General features: G+C 58.4%; 13 protein-coding genes and 1 pseudogene. 3 read left to right on the plus strand and 11 right to left on the minus strand.

Annotated elements, in window-relative coordinates; translation table 11 throughout:
• Positions 1-514: 514 nt before the first annotated feature.
• Both glgX and treY read right to left on the minus strand, forming a co-directional pair.
• Complete coding sequence (glgX, locus tag AC13QY_RS09020; RefSeq protein WP_488493312.1) at positions 515-2,584, minus strand: glycogen debranching protein GlgX; 2,070 nt, start codon at positions 2,582-2,584, stop codon at positions 515-517.
• Between the two features lie 97 nt (positions 2,585-2,681).
• Complete coding sequence (treY, locus tag AC13QY_RS09025) at positions 2,682-5,156, minus strand: malto-oligosyltrehalose synthase (RefSeq protein ID WP_488493313.1); 2,475 nt, start codon at positions 5,154-5,156, stop codon at positions 2,682-2,684.
• Positions 5,157-5,284: 128 nt separating this feature from the next.
• Here treY and treZ point away from each other — a divergent pair, with 128 nt between their 5' ends.
• Complete coding sequence (treZ, locus tag AC13QY_RS09030) at positions 5,285-7,045, plus strand: malto-oligosyltrehalose trehalohydrolase (RefSeq protein WP_488493314.1); 1,761 nt, start codon at positions 5,285-5,287, stop codon at positions 7,043-7,045.
• 80 nt (positions 7,046-7,125) lie between these two features.
• Here treZ and AC13QY_RS09035 read toward each other — a convergent pair whose 3' ends face one another.
• The 9 genes and pseudogenes from AC13QY_RS09035 to AC13QY_RS09075 all read right to left on the minus strand — a co-directional run bounded on the left by AC13QY_RS09035 (position 7,126) and on the right by AC13QY_RS09075 (position 20,157).
• Complete coding sequence (locus tag AC13QY_RS09035) at positions 7,126-7,470, minus strand: response regulator (protein ID WP_113353009.1); 345 nt, start codon at positions 7,468-7,470, stop codon at positions 7,126-7,128.
• Between the two features lie 121 nt (positions 7,471-7,591).
• Complete coding sequence (glgB, locus tag AC13QY_RS09040; RefSeq protein WP_488493315.1) at positions 7,592-9,829, minus strand: 1,4-alpha-glucan branching protein GlgB; 2,238 nt, start codon at positions 9,827-9,829, stop codon at positions 7,592-7,594.
• Entirely contained in the window at positions 9,826-13,119 is a 3,294-nt protein-coding gene (gene treS / locus AC13QY_RS09045) for a maltose alpha-D-glucosyltransferase (RefSeq protein WP_488493316.1), read from the minus strand. The genes glgB and treS overlap by 4 nt, the downstream gene beginning before the upstream one ends.
• Position 13,120: 1 nt before the next feature.
• Positions 13,121-16,336 carry an alpha-1,4-glucan--maltose-1-phosphate maltosyltransferase gene (locus AC13QY_RS09050; RefSeq protein ID WP_488493317.1) on the minus strand — a complete coding sequence of 1,072 codons (3,216 nt, stop codon included), beginning with the start codon at positions 16,334-16,336 and terminating at the stop codon, positions 13,121-13,123.
• A 356-nt stretch (positions 16,337-16,692) separates the two neighbouring features.
• Positions 16,693-16,816 (minus strand): annotated as a pseudogene (locus AC13QY_RS09055) (DUF982 domain-containing protein); the annotation flags it as partial.
• Positions 16,817-17,137: 321 nt separating this feature from the next.
• Positions 17,138-17,929 (minus strand): amino acid ABC transporter ATP-binding protein, encoded by a 792-nt coding sequence (locus tag AC13QY_RS09060; protein ID WP_069614159.1) that lies wholly within the window; start codon positions 17,927-17,929, stop codon positions 17,138-17,140.
• Positions 17,926-18,594 (minus strand): amino acid ABC transporter permease, encoded by a 669-nt coding sequence (locus tag AC13QY_RS09065; RefSeq protein ID WP_488493318.1) that lies wholly within the window; start codon positions 18,592-18,594, stop codon positions 17,926-17,928. The genes AC13QY_RS09060 and AC13QY_RS09065 overlap by 4 nt, the downstream gene beginning before the upstream one ends.
• Complete coding sequence (locus AC13QY_RS09070; RefSeq protein WP_069614157.1) at positions 18,591-19,232, minus strand: amino acid ABC transporter permease; 642 nt, start codon at positions 19,230-19,232, stop codon at positions 18,591-18,593. The genes AC13QY_RS09065 and AC13QY_RS09070 overlap by 4 nt, the downstream gene beginning before the upstream one ends.
• 97 nt (positions 19,233-19,329) lie before the next feature.
• Complete coding sequence (locus AC13QY_RS09075) at positions 19,330-20,157, minus strand: transporter substrate-binding domain-containing protein (RefSeq protein ID WP_113331814.1); 828 nt, start codon at positions 20,155-20,157, stop codon at positions 19,330-19,332.
• 228 nt (positions 20,158-20,385) lie between these two features.
• On the opposite strand from AC13QY_RS09075, the gene hutC reads away from it, so the two are divergent.
• Both hutC and AC13QY_RS09085 read left to right on the plus strand, forming a co-directional pair.
• Entirely contained in the window at positions 20,386-21,129 is a 744-nt protein-coding gene (gene hutC, locus AC13QY_RS09080) for a histidine utilization transcriptional repressor HutC (protein WP_488493319.1), read from the plus strand.
• Complete coding sequence (locus AC13QY_RS09085) at positions 21,126-22,067, plus strand: LysR family transcriptional regulator (protein ID WP_488493320.1); 942 nt, start codon at positions 21,126-21,128, stop codon at positions 22,065-22,067. The genes hutC and AC13QY_RS09085 overlap by 4 nt, the downstream gene beginning before the upstream one ends.
• Positions 22,068-22,110: the final 43 nt, after the last annotated feature.

Consider the following 22,110-nt stretch of genomic DNA (forward strand, 5'->3'; position numbering starts at 1 on the left):
TCATGGATACCAACGTGATATGTTAACGGCATTAGCTCCTCCGGCTCGGCCGAGCACTCGTGGAATTTGGAAACGGTACGACAAGGGTCGATCCCTTCCAGGAGGAACACCCATGCATTATCTCACGGCCTCCCATCAAAGTTCGGAGACCAGGAAAAGTTTCCAAACAGCAACAGATATTTACGTTTGCAAGAAACAAAACGGAGCCGACCGGCCTGGATTCCAGACCAAAATTCCGGTGAATGGCAGTTTTACATGGCGCGAGGGCTAATGGGATGGGCAACCCGTTCGCGGCGTAGCACAAGAAATCATGTGAGCTACAAAACGACAACCAAGTGCCAATATTCGTTTCATCGGCGGCCGGGGCAGTGAGATAACTAAAGCCGCATACCGCCGGAATAACCTAATATCGACGGTACCTTCGACTGGACGGGATCGAGATTTCCGTCGCTTGTCCGAGCTTCCACGCTCTTAAAGACCCGCGACGTGCATTTTCATTTCACTCACGCTTGTTTCAGGCGGGCCTCAAAAGCGAGAGACTGCGGGCTTCAAGTTTCAAGAATTTCTTGTCGACCCCGCCCCGATCCTGCCCATCAGGATCGGATGTCGATAGTTCCAGCGCCCAGCGTTTGTCATCCGGCAAGGTAAAGTCGACATCTCCATCACGAGGGTTGAAAAGGACTAGAATATCATCCCAGCCCTCTTCGAAGGGTTGCTCACGCGACAGGCGCAGGCCGATCGCCGTGTTCGCTTCATCGTCCCATTGCTCGTCCGTCTGCTCTCCGCCGGTCGGATTGAGCCAGGTGACAATCAGACCGTCGCGCCAATTTTCTCGTCTGAGGATGGAATGTGCCTGACGCAAGGCGATCAGCCGTTTGACGAAGGTATAAAGCGCCTCGGCGCTGCCATATCGATCGTCCCAATGCAGCCAGCTGAGTTCGTTGTCCTGACAGTAGCCATTGTTGTTGCCCATCTGGCTGCGGCCGGCCTCATCACCCGCCAGCAGCATCGGCGTACCATGCGACAGAAAGAGGGTCGCGAGAAAATTGCGTTTCTGGCGCTCTCGAACGGTATTGATGGCTTCATCATCCGTCGGACCTTCAGCGCCGTGATTGTAGCTGCGGTTGTCGTTGTGGCCGTCATTGTTGTCTTCGCCATTGGCCTCATTATGCTTCTCGTTATAGGAGACGAGATCATTAAGCGTGAAGCCATCGTGGGCGGCGATGAAATTGACACTGGCCCATGGGCGGCGGCCGCGAAGGTCATAAACATCGCCCGACCCTAGGATGCGGGCGGCAAAATCCCTTGTCATGCCAGGTGTGCCCTTCCAGTAATCCCGGACCGTGTCGCGATATTTGTCATTCCACTCCGCCCAGCCCGGCGGGAATCCCCCCACCTGATAACCGCCGGGGCCAATGTCCCACGGCTCGCCGACAAGTTTGACTTTGGCGAGCACCGGATCCTGGCCGACCGCGTCGAAGAAGCCGCTGCGCTGATCGAAACCCTGAGGTTCGCGGCCAAGAATGGTGCCGAGATCGAAACGAAAGCCATCGACATGCATTTCTTCGACCCAATAGTGCAGCGAATCCGTCACCATTTGCAGCACGCGCGGATGCGACGTGTTGATCGTGTTACCGGTGCCGGTGTCGTTGATGTAGTAGCGGGGCTGGTCCGGCAGGGTGCGGTAATAGGAGAAATTGTCGATACCCTTGAAGGAAAGGGTCGGACCGAGTTCATTGCCCTCCGCGGTATGATTATAGACAACGTCGAGGATGACCTCGATACCGGCATCGTGGAAGGCACGCACCATGTCGCGAAAGCCTGAAAGGCCCTTCGGCCCGTAATAACGAGTTGCCGGCGCGAAGAAGGCAAGGCTGTTGTAGCCCCAATAGTTGCGCAAGCCCTTGTCGAGCAAGTGACTGTCGTCGGGAAAGAAATGGATGGGAAGGAGTTCGATGGAGGTGACGCCGAGGCTCTTGATGTAATCGATGACCGCCCCGTGCCCCAGACCGTCAAAGGTGCCACGCAACGGCTCCGGAATTGCCGGATTCAGCATCGTCATTCCCTTGACGTGCGCCTCATAGAAAATGGTCTCAGGCCACGCGACCGACGGCCTTTTGTCCGGTGCTTCATTCTTGAGGTCGACCACACGGCATTTGGGCATCTGTCCGGCGCTATCGCTCTCGTCGAAGGAAAGATCCTTTTGCTCGTCATCCAGAACATAGGCGAACTGGGCTTGCGACCATTCGATGTTGCCCACAAGCTCGCGGGCATAGGGATCGACGAGCAATTTGTTCGGATTGAAACGATGCCCCTTTTCGGGATCGAACGGGCCGTGCACGCGGTAGCCATACAAGGCACCCGGCTTCAGTCCAGGCACATAGCCATGCCAGATTTCATGGGTATATTCCGGCAGAGCGATCCGCTCGACCTCCTGCTTTCCGCTTTCGTCGAAAAGGCAGAGCTCCACCTTTTCCGCATAGGCGCTGAAAAGTGCGAAATTGACACCCTCTCCGTCATAATTCGCTCCCAGGCGCGTATAATCTCCAGGCTCGATCGCATGCCTCTTGCCGCCTTCCGTCATGAAATCCTCGTGATCGTTGCTGCGCAGCAGAAACACCCTGTGAAGCGCTTTGTTCCGGCCTTGAGGTCGGGCTACGCATGCATCGGCGCCAGGATCGTCACCGGTTCCCCACGAGAAAGGATAGGGAATGATCGGTAAACAGCTGCGCCGCCAGAAGATCGCCAGCTGATGAAGGCTTATCCGTCAAGAGATCGTATAGCGGCGCCTTGAGCTCTCGCGGCATCATCACAGCGGTGTCTTTCCAGAAATCCGATGAAGGCATATCGACCAGACGCGGCACGATCGTAACCGCTGTTTCCCGCTCGTGAACGCGAGCGAAAGCCACGAGATTGGACGCTCGTGCGCCACTGGTTTCCAAAGGCACATATTCGCCCTCGAGGAAAAGAAAGGGGTGCTGATTGCGATAGCGCAGCACCGTGCGGATGACATGCCGTTTCAAGAAAGCGGGATCCATCGCGAGGGGACCGGCCGCTTCCGTGTCAGTCCACGGATGGTCGACCGGTCGTCGGTTGTCCGGATCGACAAGGCTGAAATCGGGACGCTCGCCACCCTGATAGATGTCGGGAACACCGGGAGCCGTGAGCTTGATCAGCAACTGCGACAGGCTGTTGCGGAAACCAAGCTCCATGAAAGGACGCAGCGTCCGGTCGAAATCACGGATGAACTCCCGATTATCCTCCGAAAACAAGGCGGCGGCATAGGCCTCGACCGCATGCTCATAGGAAGGGTTTTCATCCATCCAATCCGTCCGGAGCTTGGCTTCTCGGATCGCCTTCAACACATAGGCGCAAAACCGTTCCTTCAGTGCGTTCCGATCGGCTCCTTCGATGTCCTGCGGCCAGATGCCGGCAAGCGCCTGGTAAAGCATCCATTCGATATTGGGCTCGGGCGCGGGTCCATCGGCAAGGCTGGAGCGAAAAGGAGAATTCATGTTGCGCCATCGCTCGACGCCTGCAATCCAGGCATCAGGATCCTGCGTAAGGCCGTATAGGCGGGCGCGAGTGTCTTCTCCCCGCTTGGTATCATGCGTCGAGGTCGTGGAAAGGCCGCAGCGTTGCCGCTGAAACCGGTCGTTCATGAATTGATGAAAGGCCGCCACCGAGCCCGGTGGCGCGTGTGGCTCGCCTCCGACCTCGTTCAATGCGATGAGGCGGTTATACCGATAAAACAGGGTGTCCTCGACTGCCTTTGCCATGATCGGACCGCTGAGCTGCTGGAATCTGGCTCGAAACTCCAGAGCTTCAGCTGCAGCAATCTCTCCTTTCAGAAGACGGCCGAGCGCATCGAGGACATCAACGGTCGGCAGTCGGGTTCGTGCCTTCTCGCAGGCACTGTCGATGACCGTCACATCATCGGACGATGCAACTCCCTGATAGCCATAGGTACGGTAAACCGGGAAGGCGACCAGCAGCTCGCGAAGCGCCGACGCTATTTCCTCCTCGTCGAAATCCGCAAAAATCGAGCATGCCAGCCTCGTCAGACGCCTCGTCTCACCGGCGAAATTGCGCTCGACCATGAGCAGCTTCGCCTTGCGCAAACCTGCGGCAAAGTCGGCATCCTCCTCGCTGACGGACCTGTAGGCTTCGTCCAGCTTGCGCAACCCCTCCTCGTTCACGAAGAGATCGGCCATGGCGGCGATGAATTCGTAGCCGGTGGTTCCCGACACCGGCCAATCCGCCGGAAGCGTCTCGCCACGGGCAAGGATTTTCTCGACTACGATGAACGTGTCCGGGCCGACGGCTTGCCGCAAATGCTCGAGATAGCTCTTCGGATCGGCCAGTCCGTCGATATGGTCGACGCGTAATCCTTGGACCTGTCCGGAACGAACCAATTCGATGATCAGCCGATGCGTGTCGTCGAAGACCCGTGGGTCCTCCACCCGCATCCCGACCAGGCCTGCCACCTCGAAGAAGCGCCTGTAGCTGAGGTTTTCGGCGGCATCTTTCCAATAAAGCAATTGCCAATGCTGTTCCGCGAGAAGTTTTCTCATGGCGGCCGCATCCCTCGAAACTGCGAGCAACCGCTCCGCATCCGTTCCTATGTCCGCTGCCACCCACTCGGCACTTGCGATCGAGAGCGGCAGCAGATTGTCGAAATAGGCCAGATAGATGCAACCATCCGCGGGCTCGTAGCGAAGACGAAAGTCCGCCGCGGCCAGGCTTTCCTCGAATGGGCGTCCCAGAAGCGGCAAGGTGAGCTTGCGTCGCCAGTCGATATCGAAATGGCCGGCATAGGCACTGCCCGATCCACGCTGCAACACGTCCCGCCACCACGCGTTTTCCGCGGAAGCGGCCATATGGTTGGGCACGATGTCGAGGATCAAGCCAATGCCAGCCTGCTGCAAGACCGCACAGAAAGCATCGAACCCGGCGCGACCGCCAAGCACCGGGTCGACCTCGTTTGCATCCGTGACATCATAGCCATGCGTCGATCCCTTCTTGGCCGCAAAGATCGGCGAGGCATAGACGTGGCTAATGCCGAGATCCTTCAGATAGGGAACCAGCTCCGTTGCCCTGTCAAAGGTGACATCTCCGCGAAACTGCAGGCGATAGGTAGAGGTTAAGACGGTCATGGCTTCCTCGCTGCGTCGGGGGCTCTTAAGAACGGAACTGAAAGAGATCTGTTCCCACCCCAGGAACCGTTCCCGTCAAGATGCGTTGGATGCAGGAAAATTTCAGCGTCATTGACGGATAGGGTGTCATGCAGCACGGCTTCGCATTTGGACCACAAATCAATGAGAATGCGGTCTTGTTCCGCTTGTGGGCGCCCTTGGCGGAGAGCGCGCTCGTCCGCATCGAGCAGCGCGGAGAATGGGCCATGCGGCGGAGCCAGGACGGCTGGCATGTCGTCGAAGTCAACGACGCGCGGATCGGCGATCGCTATAAGTTCGTGCTGGCCGATGGGTTTGCCGTGCCGGATCCTGCCTCGCGCTTTCAGCCCGAAGACGTTCACGGCCCGAGCGAGCTGATCGATCCAACGTTCACATGGAAAACGCAGGGATGGAAGGGACGCCGCTGGGAGGAGATCGTCATCTACGAACTGCATGTCGGCGCCTTCACGGAAGCTGGCACATTTCTGGCGGCCATCGAAAAGCTCGACCATTTGCAGCGCCTCGGCATAACGGCCATTCAAATCATGCCGCTTTCGGATTTTCGTGGTCGGTATGGGTGGGGTTACGACGGTGTTTTGCCCTATGCACCGGATGGCAGCTACGGCCGCCCCGAGCATCTCAAAATGCTCGTCGATGCAGCCCACGAGCGCGGCATCTGCGTCTTTCTCGATGTGGTCTATAATCATTTCGGGCCGGACGGAAACTATCTGCCCCGCTACGCGCCGATCTTCGGCGACCGGCACGAAAGCGTCTGGGGCAAGGGCCTGAACTACGATGGCGACGGCAGCCGTTTCGTCCGCGATTTCGTCATAGAAAACGCAATCTATTGGCTGAGCGAGTTTCGGATGGATGGTTTGCGGCTCGATGCCGTTCACGCGATGAAGGACGATAGCGACCCGCATATCCTTCTCGAACTTGCCGGTCGTGTCAGAAGCGCCTTCCCTGAACGCCATGTCCACCTGATCGTCGAAAACGAGGATAATGAAGCGGCTCTCCTCGCGCGCGATGACGACGGCAAGCCGCGCCACTTTACGGCACAGTGGAATGATGACATCCACCACGCTCTCCACGTGGCGGCCACAGGCGAGACCTTCGGCTACTACGAAGATTATGCCGATTGGACACCGCGCCTGAGCCGCGCGCTTGCCGAGGGCTTCGCGTTTCAGGGGGAGCACATGGAATATCGAGGGCGGCCAAGGGGATCGCCAAGCGTTGGCTTGCCGCCATCGGCCTTTATCTCCTTCATCCAAAACCATGACCAGATCGGCAATCGGGCGCGCGGCGATCGTATGATTTCCTCCCACCCCATCGAGGCGATAAAGGCTATCGCAGCCATCTATCTTCTCTCGCCCCAGATCCCCATGCTGTTCATGGGTGAGGAATGGGGCGCTACCGATCCCTTTCCCTTCTTTTGCGATTTCGATGAGGAGCTCAACGCCAAGATAAGGCTTGGCCGCAAGGAGGAACTGAAGCGCCTGCCCGGCTTCGAAGCGGAGGATGCATGCGACCCGACGGCCGAAGCCACCTTCCTCCGCGCAAAATTGCGCTGGGATAAAATGGATCAGAACCCGGCAACGGGACGCTATTACCGGCAGTTGCTAGAGCTCAGACATCAAGTGGTCGTGCCGCTCCTCGTCGAAGCGCATAGTTGCTTGGCGACCTACGATCCAGACGCCTCGCCAATCCGAGTGCGCTGGAAACTCGGGTCTACAAATCTTCATTTGGCAGCCAATTTGTCGAACACGCCTGTTATTTTGAAAAGTCCGATCGAGGGACCAGCATTTTTTTCGTCGAACGGCATGACAGACAACTCGATCGGACCATGGGGAATTGTCTGGAGCCTGTCGTGAGCTATTTCGCAAATCTGAGGGACGAGCTTCTACTGCCCTTCAGGCAACCCGATCCCCTCAGAGGCCCAGCCTATTTAACCTTATAGGCGCCGCGCCTTTTCCAAGGCATCGATGATTGCTTTGTCGGTGAATGGCTTGTCGATTATTCCAACCGCGCCTTCAAGGCCATAACCAACCCGCTCCGGGCTGCCGGTCACAAAGATCACTTTTATCCTGAACCGATCCGTCAATCGGCGAGCAAGCCCCGCTCCGCTATGGCCATCGGCCAAGCCGAGATCCACGAAAGCCACCTCTGCCTTTGACGCGTAGGCCAGGGCCTGTTCCGCGGTCATGAAGGAGCCCACGACTTCGTGGCCAGCTTCGATAGCGATGCGCTCCAATTCCAGTGCCACCAAGGGCTCGTCTTCGACGATCATGATTTTCATTAGCAACCTCCTCATGCAATAAAAGATGGATCAAATTGGAAGAAAGACGATGTTCGCTACCGGACCGTTCCGTTGAACGCGCAACCACGACGGCATCGACTACTTCCCACGACGCGGAACTTCAGGATTGCTCACCTCCCGTCATCGCTTCTCCATCCTCAAAGAGAAACATCGCTGTCGAAAGAGGGGCAAGATCGACGAGAAGAGACTGGCGGCGCCCATGCGCGGGAAAATCGTCGCTAAGACGATCACCAGAGCCCATACCTGCTCCGCCATAAACTAAATCATCGGTATCGAGTATCCGCCGCCAGAGGCCGGCAAAAGGAACACCTACCCTATATCCGCTCCGGGAAAGCGGAGTGAAATTCGAAATGACCAGAATGGCCGGCCGCCGTCCAGCATCAAAGCGCAGCATCCCGAAAACCGACTGTTCGGCATCATCCGCAACCGCCCACTCAAAAGCGTCCGGCATGGTATCGCCATGCTGCAGGCATGGAAAATGCCCGTAGATTCGGTTGAGATCGCGCACCAGCCGCTGCAGGCCAGCATGAGAGGGTTCATCCAGGAGATCCCATTCGACGGAACCGTCATGGCTCCATTCCGACCATTGACCGATCTCACCGCCCATAAAGAGAAGCTTCTTACCCGGGTGCCCCCACATGAAGCCGAAAAGAGCGCGAAGATTGGCCATCTTCTGCGAGGGATCGCCAGGCATCTTGGCGAGCAGGGAACCCTTTCCATGCACGACTTCGTCATGTGAAAACGGCAGGATGAAGCGTTCGCTGTAGGCGTAGATCATACCGAAGGTCATCGAGCCATGATGATACTTTCGATAAACCGGATCATCGGACATGTAATGGAGCGTGTCATGCATCCATCCCATATTCCACTTCATGTCGAAGCCGAGCCCGCCTTCCGCGGCGGGTTTTGTGATGTTCGGAAAAGCGGTCGACTCCTCCGCGATCATCAGCGCGTGCGGGTGGCGTTCGTGAACGATGCTATTCAAATGCTTGAAGAATTCGATGGCTTCCAGGTTTTCGCGCCCGCCGTAACGGTTCGGGATCCATTCGCCTTCCGGGCGGCTATAGTCGCGATAGAGCATGGAGGCGACGGCATCGACGCGCAATCCGTCCACATGATAGCGCTCAAGCCATTCGAGCGCGCTCGCGATCAGGAAGCCTTTGACCTCGTTACGGCCAAGATTATAGATCAGCGTGTTCCAGTCGCGATGGAAGCCCTCTCGCGGATCTTCGTGCTCATAAAGGGCGGTGCCGTCAAAACGCGCCAATCCCCAGACATCCGTCGGAAAATGCGCCGGCACCCAGTCCAGAATGACACCGAGCCCTTCCTGGTGGCAGCGATCGACGAAATATGCGAAATCTTCCGGCGTGCCATGGCGCCCGGTCGGCGCAAACAGACCGAGTGGCTGATAGCCCCATGATCCTCCGAAAGGATGCTCCATGATCGGCATCAGCTCGATATGGGTGAAACCCATTTCGCGGGCGTAGGGAACGAGCCGCTGCGAGAGTTCGATCCAATCCAGCGCGCGGCCGCCATCTTCCATGTTGCGCAGCCAAGAGCCGGCATGGACCTCATAAATCGAAAGCGCCTTGGCGAAATGATCGGTGCTTCGGCACTTGTTCATCCAGTCATGATCGTTCCAGCGGAAAGGCTCGGACGAAGCCACCACGGACGCCGTCGATGGCGCCGGCTCCGCGGCTCGTGCGACCGGATCGGCCTTCTGCGGAAGCGGATTGCCGAAGCGATCGAGAATCTCGAACTTGTAGCGCTCGCCGTCCGTGATATGCGGAATGAAGATCTCCCAGACACCTGCCTGCGGCCGGAGCCTCATCGGATGGCGGCGTCCGTCCCAGGCGTTGAAGTCGCCGACCACGGACACGCGGCTTGCATTCGGCGCCCAGACCGCAAAACGCACGCCCGCGACATCGTCGATCGTCATCGGATTGGCGCCGAGAGCCTTGCTCAGGTTGTAATGCGTCCCTTGCGAGATCAGATGGAGATCAAGATCGCCGAGCAGCGGCGCGAAGCTATAGGGGTCGGCCGTCACCTGGACCGCGTCGGGCCATTGAATTCTCAGATAATAACGGTTGCGTTCGGCAAGCATCGCGCCGAACAGGCCGGCCGGATGGATGAGATCGGCCAATGCCAGAACGCGATCACTGTCTCGATCGAGGATTTCAACACGCAAGGCTCCCGGAAGATAGGCCCTGACGCTGTAGCGGCCGTCCACACCTTTGTGCATGCCGAGGATCGAAAAAGGATCTCCATGCCGTCCCTCCACCACGGCATGTATCGAACCCGCATCCACCCCGCTGAGAATGTCGGCGATGTCGCTCATGAGCGGCTCTCCGAAAGTCGGGCTATGATCGCGGCAAGTCCGTTCAGCGGGATCGGAAGCCACTTAGGACGGTTCCGGGCCTCATAAGCGATCTCATAGGCAGCCTTCTCCAGAAGAAAGATATCGATGATCCGCCGCACCTCGGCGGGCGTTTTCGGCAAATCGGGCGAAGCCGCCAATGCCTCGATATAGGATGTCAGAAAAATGCGTTCCGCATTTTCCGCGAAGCGCCGGATCACCTCTCGGCGGCGGGCATCATGATGATCCGAAATAGCGTCGTTTTCGAGCATGGCGGTTGCCGAGAGATAGTCGAGCGACCGCAGCAGGCCGGCAGCGTCGCGCAACGGGCTCGTCTTGGCGCGACGCTCGGCGAGATTGCGCGCCGGCTCGCCTTCGAAATCGATGATGACGGCATCGCCCTCCGTCACCAGGATCTGGCCAAGATGGAAATCGCCATGCGCGCGCGTCAACAACGTGCCTTTCGCCTCGTCCGCCAGCGCACTGGCAAGCTCGAGGATCCTGTCGCGTTCGGCAAGCAGCAGGGATATCTGTTCCGCGATCTCGGGCTCGACACTGTCTTCGAGGCCGGTCAGCTTGGAAAAGGCATAGGTGATCTCGCCCGTTACGGTTTTACGAATGCCGGCGATATCGCGAGCATCCGCCCTACGTGGCGCGAAGGCTTCGTTGTCGGTCGGTTGCGCCAATAAGACATGCAATTCTCCGAGGCGTTCGCCGACCATGGAAATAAAATGCAGAAGCGGCTGCAGCTGCTCATCGGCCGCCTCGACGGCGGACTCCGTGATAACAATCTCGTCGGCGGTGCGTCGGAGGTTGGACAGCATCCAATTCCAGGCATCGCCCTGATTGCGGATCGCTCCTTGCACGATGATAAGCGTCGATCGGCGACCTTCGCCGTCGGTCCGAGCCACCTCGCCCAGAAGAGGGGCGGTATGCTCGTAACTATGTTCCGTCAGATAGCGCGTCATCTCGACTTCCGGATGGACGCCGACGAAGACATGGCGGATCAGCTTGATCATCGCCAAGTCGCCCACGAGCAACGAGCTATTGGATTGTTCGGCCGAAAGCCAACGGATCGGCATGTCCTCCGTCAGGGCCAGGCAATCGAGCCGGTCGGTGCCGATGAATTCGATCATGCCGGTGCGTCCGCTGACCGTCGAGCGGTCGCACAGGCCCTGAAGGATGCCACGCGCCATCAGTTCGATAGCAAATCCATCAGTCAGGAATCCCACCCGCCTGCCCTGCCGGATACGGGCAAGGGAAAGCTGCTGGGCGAGCACGTTGGTCGACGTATCGTCCCATTCGGCTGCGAGCGGCAACTGGTAGCTTTCCACATGATCCGGCAGCACGACCTCGATCTCTCCGAGCACGACACCGTCGGCAAAGGGTATCGGCGTCGCGGAAACGAGCCTTGCCTCCTGCAGAGCCTGGTCCTTGGCGCCGAACCAACGGCGCTTCGCAAGATAGGCCGGCAGGATATCCCTGCTCAACACCGCCGCGTGATGCGGCAGCTCGGCAAGTTCCGTGAGGCTGCGCCGGATAACGATCGTCACCAGATCGACAAGTTGCTCGGGCGGTGCCGTGCGCCAGGCTGGTCCGTCGGCCTCGGCAGCGAGCTGGAACCAGAAAAAACCATAGGGGGGCAGTGTGAGCAGGTAGGTGAGCTGTCCGATCGGCGGGAATGGCGACATGCCCGTCAACTCCACGGGAACCCGCCCTTCGAACTGCTGCAGATCGAGCTCCACGGCTTGAGGAACGCGTGACAGGTTTGCGACGCAAAGAATGACCTCGTCACCATGTTCGCGCAAATAGGCGAGAATTCGCCGGTTAGCCGGCGCCAGAAAGCGCATCGAACCCCGCCCGAAGGCGCCGTGGCGACCGCGCAGCGCCAGCATTCGCCGTGTCCAGTTCAACAGGGAATGCGCGTCCGACACCTGTGCCTCGACGTTCAATGCCTCGAAGCCATACAGCGGATCGGCAACCGGCGGCAATACGAGGCGCGCTGGATCTGCGCGCGAAAAGCCGCCGTTGCGATCGGGGGACCATTGCATAGGGGTGCGTACCCCGTCCCGGTCGCCGAGATAAATATTGTCTCCCATGCCTATCTCGTCGCCATAATAGACGATGGGCGTTCCCGGCATGGACAGCAGCAACGCATTCATGAGCTCGATACGGCGGCGATCGCGTTCCATCAATGGCGCCAGCCGCCGTCGGATGCCAAGGTTGATGCGGGCGCGCTTATCGGAGGCATAGGTCTCCCACAGATAATCGCGTTCAGCATCGGTGACCATTTCGAGCGTCAACTCGTCGTGATTTCTGAGGAAAATCGCCCATTGGCAGATTTCGGGGATTTCCGGCGTTTGACGTATGATATCGGTGATCGGGAAGCGATCCTCCTTGGCAATCGCCATGTACATGCGCGGCATCAAGGGGAAATGGAACGCCATGTGGCATTCGTCGCCGTCGCCAAAATATTCTCGCGTGTCTTCCGGCCACTGGTTTGCCTCGGCAAGGAGCAGCACGCCGGAATGTGTCGCATCAAGCGCCGCGCGGATCTGCTTGAGGATCAGATGTGTTTCCGGCAGGTTTTCGTTGTTGGTGCCCTCGCGCTCGACAAGATAGGGGATCGCATCGAGCCGGAAGCCGTCGATGCCGGTCTCAAGCCAGAAGCGCATGACATCGATAATTTCCTTCATGACCAGCGGATTATCGAAATTGAGATCGGGCTGGTGCGAATAGAAGCGATGCCAATAATAGGCGCCCGCCACGGGATCGAATGTCCAGTTCGACTTTTCCGTATCGAGAAAAATGATGCGGGTCTCGGGAAATTTCAGGTCGGTGTCCGACCAGACGTAGAAGTCACGCTCGTGGCTTCCGGCAGGCGATTGCCGCGCGCGCTGGAACCAGGGATGCTGGTCCGACGTGTGGTTGATGACAAGCTCGATGATGACGCGGATATTATGTTCATGCGCCGCCGCCACGAACTTCCGGAAATCCTCGAGCGTCCCGTAGTCCGGGCTGACGTTGCGATAATCTGCGATATCATAGCCGTCATCGCGCCGGGGGGAGGGAAAGAACGGCAGGAGCCAAATGGCATTGACGCCGAGTGCGGCTATATAGTCGAGCTTCTGGTACAGGCCCTCGAAGTCGCCGATGCCATCGCCATTGGCATCGTAAAACGACTTGATGTGCAGCTGGTAGATGATCGCATCCTTATACCATAGCGGGTCGTCGGCAAGTTTGTCGCCCTCGGCCATGTGAACAGTGTCCATCTCAGACCTCCCCTGCCCTGACGCGCCAGATGGCAAACGGCAAATCGGCGGGATCGAGCCTAATCATCTGCCACTTGCCCGTACGGCTGAATCTTTGCCCGCTGACGAGATCCTCGAAAGCGAGTGTGCCATCGTCTGCCAGGCCGAACCGCCAGAGCGGAAATTCGACATTGCTTTCCTCTATCGCGTGCGGATTGAGCGTCACGGCCACAAGCAGAACGTTGTGGCGCCCGACGCTTGCCTTCTCGAAAAACATGACGTTGGGGTTCGAGGAGGGCAGGAAAGTCAGGCCGAGATGCGAATGCAACGCTGAATTATCCTTGCGAATGCGATTGAGCATCGAGATCTCCGCCTTGATGTTACCCGGGCGGTCGTAATCCCAGGCGCGGATCTCGTATTTTTCACTATCGGCATATTCCTTGCGCTTGGCATCCGGACGTCCTTCGCAAAGCTCGAAGCCGTTATAGACGCCCCAAAGGCCGGACAGTGTGGCGGCCAGCGCGGCCCGGATGAGGTAGGCAGAGCGCGGTGCGTTCTGCAGGAAGTCCGGGTTGATGTCGTGCGTGTTGACAAAGAAATGCGGGCGAAAGAATTCCCTCACCTCACCTCGAGTAAGCTCGGTCAGATATTCCTGCAGCTCCGCTCTTGTGTTGCGCCAGGTGAAGTAGGTGTAGGACTGGGAGAAGCCGACCTTCGCCAGCCGGTACATCACCTTCGGCCTTGTGAAGGCTTCCGAAAGGAACACAACCTGCGGATGACGCGCGCGGATATCGCCGATCATCCACTCCCAGAAGGGAAAAGGCTTGGTATGAGGATTGTCGACGCGGAAAATTTCCACGCCTTCCTCGATCCACATTTCGACGATGTCGCGCAGTTCGGCCCAAAGTGCTGGCACCGCCTCCGGCGCGTAGAAATCGACATTGACGATATCTTCGTATTTCTTCGGCGGATTTTCCGCATAACGGATCGTGCCGTCGGGCCGCCAGTCGAACCAGCCCGGATGTTCCTTTAGCCACGGGTGGTCGGGGGAGGCTTGAATCGCTAGATCGAGTGCGATCTCCAATCCGAGCCGCCTGGCTTCCGTAATCAGATGCTCGAAGTCATCGAATCCGCCAAGGAGGGGATGGATCGCCTCATGCCCGCCGTCCTCCGAACCAATCGCGTAAGGACTGCCGGGGTCGGCTGGAGCGGCGATGAGAGAATTGTTGCGGCCCTTGCGGTTGGTGTGGCCGATCGGGTGGATCGGCGGGAAATAGAGCACGTCAAAGCCCATATCGCGGATGGCCGGCAAGCGTGCGATGACGTCCTCAAAAGTGCCGTGGCGATTGGGGTCACCGCTCTGCGAACGGGGAAAGATCTGATACCAGCTCGCAAAGGCCGCTTCGCGGCGCTCCGCTTCCACACCATAAGTTCGCGAGTGCGAGGTAAAGGGGCGGCGGTCGGCGAGCGCCATGAGTTCGTTTGTTCGTGTGGCAAGCAGCAATTCAAGCTTGCCTGGCCCGTCACGCCTTTCGAGCTCGGCAAGCAGCGTCGCGAGTTCCGCCCGGTCCCCTCGCCTCATCGATATTCCGTCATCGGCAGCAGCATCGCGGATCAACTCCTCACCTTCGATCAGTTCCAGCCGCAGATCGAGCCTCGCTTCGCTCTTCTTGAGAAGCTCGTTGCGGAAGATGGCGAAGGGATTTTTCCAGGCCTCGACCATGAATTCGAAGCGCCCGATGCGATCGAGCAGGAAGGAGCCCCGCCATCGATCGTTTTCGGAAAGGACCATTCTCGTTCGACGCCACTCAAGCTCGTCCCGGGCGCGATAAAGGAGGGCGGCCGACAGCAGATCGTGGCCATCGGCAAAGATGTCCGCCTCGGCGATCAGCGTGTCGCCGACGATGCGCTTGACCGCGAAACGTCCATCATCGACCTGCGGGGTAACAAGTTCGATGGCGATGCGCGGAGAGGCCGTCGCTTCAGCGAGGGACAGTTCCCCTTCGTCAGCCGAAACCAGAGGGCGGATCTCCGTTGTGACGGCGCGCACCTCGCCTGGAGCGATTCTCCGGCTACCAGCCACCGCCTCGACGGGCAGGAAAGGCAAGGCCAAGCGATGCATGATGTCGTCAGGCAGTTCCGCGGTACGACGCAGATCTCTGTTGACCGCGAGTAGCCGCGTACGCGTTGCATCCCGCAATGTGGATCGATCAGCCTGCGCGATCACCGTGACTTGGCTCGCTGTTTCACATTGAAGAAACATCCATCGAGTGGACGCGCGTGGAACGGAATTCAGGTCGCGTATATCGGCCGAGATATCGTAAGCTCCCTCGGCCTTGAGGACACGCAAACCCTCTCCATGCCCATATGTGGGATCGAGCGGCAAGGTGGCGCCGAATTCGAATCCCATGGGCACAAGCAATCCATCGCCGAGCTCGGCCGCGAGATGGAGAGCGCGGCGTGATTTTCGCTCGCGGATTTCCCTGCTTTCGCTGCCATGGGCGATGCGCCTTCCAAACGGCGCTTCCGGAAAGGTGATCTGTGGCCCGAAAGGCAGCTGCAGGCGATACTCTTCAAGGAACCAGCCTTCGCGCAGATCCCACCAAGCAAGCGACGAAAAGGCTCCGTCGAACCCACAGTCTTGCAATTCTAATCGAAAAGCGAAGTCAGTTCCCGGGGTATAGGCAAAGAATCTCGTTTCCGGATCCGCGATCCTCGCGCTTGCCATCAATCGTCGCAAACCATCAGCGGGCAGGCTGTCAAGACCAATGACCCGATACCCCATGATCCCGCAGGACGCGAAGTCTGCGAGGCGGGTTTCCCATTCGCCGGTCACCTCGCTCGAATATGGCGCGCGGGGCTGAGATGGAGAGCTCGGCGACCGCCGTGGGTCGAGAGGGGTCGAGACGCCTGTTTCTGCGTTGCACGGCTTTATCGCGAGATCGAGCATAAATGCCACACCCCGCTCGCGCGCATCTTTTGCCAGGGCGAAGAGACCCTCCTTCACTTCATCTTCAAGTTTGGCCTCTGCGTCCGATCGCGTGTAATTCTCCATGGAACGAAGACCGGCACGTCTCCTGTCGAGGAAGGGCGGAGCGGAAAGTACAATATCGAAACCGAGAGCGCTTGCATGATCAAAGGCTTCATTCCATTGGTCTCGTCCAGTTAGGAGCAACGGATTTATATAGTAAATCCGGGGATGGCTAAACGCGCCGGCCGGCTCGGCTGCAAACGTCATCAATTTGTTCTCCACGCATCAGGCGGAAATAAATTGTCCCTCCCGGCGATACCAAGACCAACCATCGAACGACTTGCTTGTTCCCTCCAATCGAGCAACTTTCATTTAAACAACCCACTCATGAAGGAGCATCGCTCGCCCTTCAGACGAAGATGCTTTCACTTCCGTTCGCAATAGATTGGCAAAAAGCGCTCGCTCGTTTCTTCCTCGGGCAGTTCGTCGCCCCACATTCCCCAGCGCTGTCTACTGTCGACACAGCACCCCTCACTGGCCATTGTCGTTCGAAACGACGTTGCGCCTCCATAACCGCATCTCCTCAACTGCGCGGTGACACCAACCGATCAGGATACAGAAGGTTCCCGGTTCCCCAGCGGCCATTCATTTTTGAGAAGTCAGGGCGTCACAGACGCCTTCGAAGGTGCGCTCGAGACCGCACCGCAGCCGGATTCTTACTGGTCGGGTCCCTGGAACATCGTTCAGCGGAGTTTCTTCCTCCTTTCATGCCAACAATGGTCCGGGGGAAGATAATGTCAGCAGGCGGAAGGTACTCGCGCCCATATCGGGGCTTGTTGAGGAAATGGCGCACGACACTTCGAGGATGGCAGCGCAGCGGCAGGGTCCGAATCCACGCAACATATCCGCAGCTTATAGGATGGGAGAAGATATGATCACATGCACCATTCACCAAGCCGAATTGATTTCGGCTTCGCCAATACCTCATGATCTGCTGCGAGCCGCCGGCCCCAAACACGTCCGCCGGAGCAATAATCCGGCCCGACTCAAGCCGTGCTCGAGGCAACATCAGAGCAACATCGACGCGCCCCGGTCGAGATAGGTATCGAGGAATTGCTCAAGGCGAGGATTTCTCGGCTTCTTGAAGACCTCCTGAGGTGGCCCGCTAAACAGCACCTTGCCGTGATCGAGAAAGATGATCTGCTGACCGACGGTCGCGGCGAAGCCGATTTCGTGCGAAACGACGACCATCGTCATGCCCTCGGCCGCCAGGTCGCGCATGACGTTCAGGACTTCACCGGTCAGTTCCGGATCGAGGGATGAGGTCGGTTCATCGAACAGCATGATCTTCGGCTTCAAAGCGAGGGCGCGGGCGATCGCCACGCGTTGCTGTTGTCCGCCGGAAAGCTGCGAGGGATAATGCCCTGCTCTCGCCTCGAGCCCGACCTTGACGAGTTGCGCCATGGCCGCATCCTCGGCCTGCTTACGGCTCATCTTGTGAACCGTCTTCAAGGCCTCGCTGACATTGCCGAGCGCCGTCATATGCGGCCAGAGATTGAATTGCTGGAACACCATGCCGATCTGGGCGCGGATCGAACGATTGGTAGTCGCCGAGACACGTTCACGCCGTCCTTGGGCATCCTCGGTGAAGCCGAGGACCTCGCCGTTGATGGAGATCGTCCCGCGCGTCGCCTCTTCAAGGAAAGCCATGCATCGTAAAAGCGTGCTTTTGCCCGAGCCGGATGGACCGATGAGGCAGGAGACCTGCCCCGGCTCGATGGCAAGATCGATACCGTGAAGGACCGTGGTCTCTCCGAATGTCTTGATGAGATTCCTGACTTCTATAGCGGGGACGCTCATGCGTTGAAAAACCTGAATCTGGAAAGTTTCGTTTCGGCAAGGTTGCCAAGCCAGCCGGTGACTTCGACGAGCACCCAGTAGAAGAGCGCCAGGGCGGACAGCGCCTCGACGAAGGCATATTGCTGCGATCCGATCGCACTGAGCGTCGCCGTCAATTCCGGCACGGTGATGATGGAGAGGACCGCCGTCTCCTTCATCAGGATGACGGTCATGTTCACGCAGGGCGGCAGCACCAGCATCGTCATCTCCGGCAGGAGAATGCGCCTTATGATCTGCCCGCGCGCCAAGCCGACGCATTCGCCAGCCTCGATATGGCCTTTCGGCACGGCGCGAAATCCGGAACGGAAGATTTCGCTGAAATAGGCCGCGCCATAGATCGAAATGCCGATCAGTCCCGCCGGCACGGGATCGAGCTCGAGGCCAACGAACGGCCCGCCATAATAGACGAGGAAAATCTGGATAAGAAATGGCGTGCCGCGCAGCACCGCCACGACGGCACCAAGCACCTTGTCGACAACCACGCCGCCATATTGCCGGGCGACCGCCATCAGGAAGCCGATAATGGCAGCAGCGATGGTGCCCACGATCCAGATCATGATCGTGACGCCGGCACCGCTGAGGATGGCAGGCCATTGGCCGATGAGGACGTTGATATCAAAGGTCATCGCGCTACCCCCGGCAATCTGCTTTCGATCAAGCCGCCGGCAAGTGCGACCACCCAGTTGATCACGAGATAGATGAGGCCAGCGGCCGCGAAGATCTGCAGCGGCAGGAAGGTGCTGCCGGCAAGATCCTGGGCCATGCGGGTGAGTTCGACGATGCCGACAACGGAGACCAGCGACGACGCCTTCAGGATAAGGATCGCCTCATTGACGAGAGCTGGGAATGTGAGACGCAGCGCGATCGGAACCTTGATGCGGCGGAATATCTGGCGTGGTGTCAGCCCGACCATTTCCGCCGACTCCACTAGGCCCAGCGGCACGCTGGCAAAGCCGCCCCGCAGGTTCTCTGCCTGGTATGCGGCCGTGCAGAGCGACAGGCCGATGATGGCGGCAACGATGCTCGGCACGTTGAGGCCGATAGCCGGAAGCAGATTATAGATCAGCAGCAATTGCACCAGCAGCGGCACGCCGCGGAAAAAGCTGATGAAAAACTGGGCAGGTCGCACGAAGAGGCTACGCCCCGTCAGCAACATTCCCGAAATCAGGATCGCAATTGCAAAACCGATAAGGATCGACACAAAGCTGATCGTCACCGTGTAGATGGATGCCTGCAGAAGCAATCCAAAGAGCTCGATGGACATTGTTAAGTGTTCGCCCGCGTGGTGACCAGGAAGCTGGGATCTCGCTCATCAGCCGTGCCCGGCAGCAAAGCGGGCACGGCCGATTTCCGAGGGCTGATCAGAATGCCGGGTCCTTGACGGCGTCAGGCGTGTCGAAGCTTGCGCCGAACCACTTCTTCTGCAGCGTCGCCATGCGGCCGTCAGCCTTGATCTTCAACATGGCTGCATCGATGGCGTCCATCAACGGTGCGTGATCGGCATCCTTCAAGCCGATGAAGCCGAAATAGGACTTCTTGCCGAAGGGCGGCAGCACGACTTCGAACGTGCCTTCACGCTGTTTGGCGACGAATGCAATATTCGGCAGCGAGTTGGCAACGCCGGCGATACGGCCGGCTGCGAGGTCGGCATAGGATTCGGTAAAGGCCGGGTATTCGCGGATATCGGCTTTCGTCGGCAGGGTGTCAGAAAACTCCTTCAGCTGATCGAGCTGCGCGGTTGCCTTGCCAACGCCGATCTTCTTGCCGGCGATATCTTCCGGCTTGCTGATCGTCTTGTCACCGGCCTTTTTCAGGATCGCGATGGTTGCTTCGGCCAGAGGCGGTGTGAAACGATAACGCTCCATGCGCTTCTTGGTGATCGTCGCCGGGCCGGCAACGACGTCGAACTTTCCGGCTTCAAGCGCCGGGAAAACGCCGTCCCATGGCAGCGTGACCCATTCGATCTTCACGCCCAGTTCCTTGCCGATCTCGTCGAAGAGGTCGACGTTCAAGCCGACATGCTTGCCTGCATCGATGAAATCGAAGGGGGCAAAGGCCGTCTCGGTGCCGACTTTCAGGGTGCCGGCGGCCTTGACGGCGGCAAGCGTGTCAGCCGCATGGGCCGAAATCGTTGCGCCAAACAAAAGCGCGGCGCCCACCAACCCCTTCAGAAGCGAATTCTTCCTCATGTCTTTCTCTCCAGTTTTGTGCCCTTCCTTTGGAAGGTTCAGGTTCCCCAAGCGTTGTCCCGTCCGGCCGATTTTTATGACCTTTTGTCTATACAAATAGATACAGCCTCGCCTACACTGTCAAATACAAAACATAACGAACGCAAGAATTATGCCGCATGATGCCCGATGGATTTGGCAGACGCGGTTTCCACGGACACTGAATTCATTGCCGGAGCAAGGCGAGCGTTGGTCCCAATTCATCAGAGAATTCTGAAGGATATAGAAAGCAAGATCATGAGCGGCATTTGGCCGCCGGGGCACCGAATACCCGTCGAGCATGAGCTGCTGAAAGCGTATCGATGCTCCCGGATGACCGTGAACAAGGCGCTTTCGACCCTGGCCGAGCGTGGCATGATCATACGCCGCCGCAAGCTCGGTTCCTTCGTCGCCTCGCGGCAAATCGACCGCACGGTGATGGACATTCAAGATATTTCCACGGAAGCGGAGTTGGCGGGACACGAGCATAGCCACACGATGCTGATGCGGAAGATCGAGAGGCTCGATGCAGCCACCGCGATGCGGCTCGGCGAAACCATGGGGGCGGAAATCCTGCGGCTCCACTGCTTGCACGCGGTCGACGGCAAGGCCAATACGTTGGAGCGGCGCATCGTCATGCTGGACGTAGTGCCATCTGCAAGAACAGAGAGTTTCGCTTCGGTCCCACCCGGTAAATGGTTGCTGGAAAAGGTGCCCTGGTCAAAGGCTCGGCATGTCATTCGTGCCGTCTCGGCCGATGCCGCGACGGCGCGCCTGCTTGAAACCGAACGCGGCGAAGCCTGTCTGACGCTCATCCGTCAGACATGGCAGAGCAGTCGCACGGTCACCTATGTCGAGTTCATCCATCCCGGCGATCGCTTCCAGTTTGCCGGCGACTTTTATCCAAACGAGAGAGCTGTCACCGATCAACCGTCGCGGGGAGATGCCTCTTGAAGGAGAAACACATCGGCAGGACTGCTCCGCTCAAAGGCTTGCAGGCTTTCGAAGCTGTCGGCCGTTGCGGCAGCGTGAACGCGGCAGCTTTGGAGCTGAAGGTTTCGCCCGGAGCGATCAGTCAGCAAATCCGCAAGATCGAGAGCTTTCTCGGCGTCACCTTGCTCGAGCGCAATGGTCGTACGGTGGAACTCACCCAATGGGGAAGGCTCTATCATCAGGAAATATCGAAGGGATTCGAGCAATTCGCGGTTGCTGAACAGGTCCTGGAACGGGCACGCAACGAAAATGCGCTTGTGCTGAGCGCGCTATCTTCGGTCGTCAACAAATGGATTGGGCGGAGAATCTTCGACTGGCAGGCCCTGCATCCAAACGCGCATGTCAGGATCGTCGGCCGCGACAAGGAACCGCGCATGGGATTCGACGACATCGATTTCCGCATCAGTTACGGATCGGACGTATTGCAGCATGAACATTATACGGAGCTGTTCCGCGATTGGGTGGTTCCCGCCTGCTCACCGGCATTGATCAAGGGCAAGGCGCCTTCTGCGGCGCAACTTCTTCAATATCCGCTCCTGCATGTCGAATGGGAGAGGCATTTCACGCCCTATCCGAGCTGGCTTGAATTCGCCGCGAAGACCGGGGCGGCGCTCGAGGAAACCACCGCGGGCCTTTCCTTCACCCTGTCGAGCAGCGCAATTGATGCCGCCGTCAACAAGCGCGGCGTGGTTCTCGCGCAGATGTCGATGATTGCTGATGAACTCGAGGCGCAGACGCTGGTCATTCCCATCGACATACGCATTCCCTTGCGCGAAAGCTATTTTCTCGCCTGGGATAGGGCGGCCTTGGAAAAACCCCACGGACGCCAGTTCCGCGATTGGCTTCTCACCATTTCTCGCCAGCAAGCCCTCATGTCGGCACCGACCTCGACATTTTAGAAAAACTAAAACGGAACTCAGCTCCGCGATATTGATGAAATTT

This window comes from Martinezella sp. CNPSo 3795, from assembly GCF_057784475.1.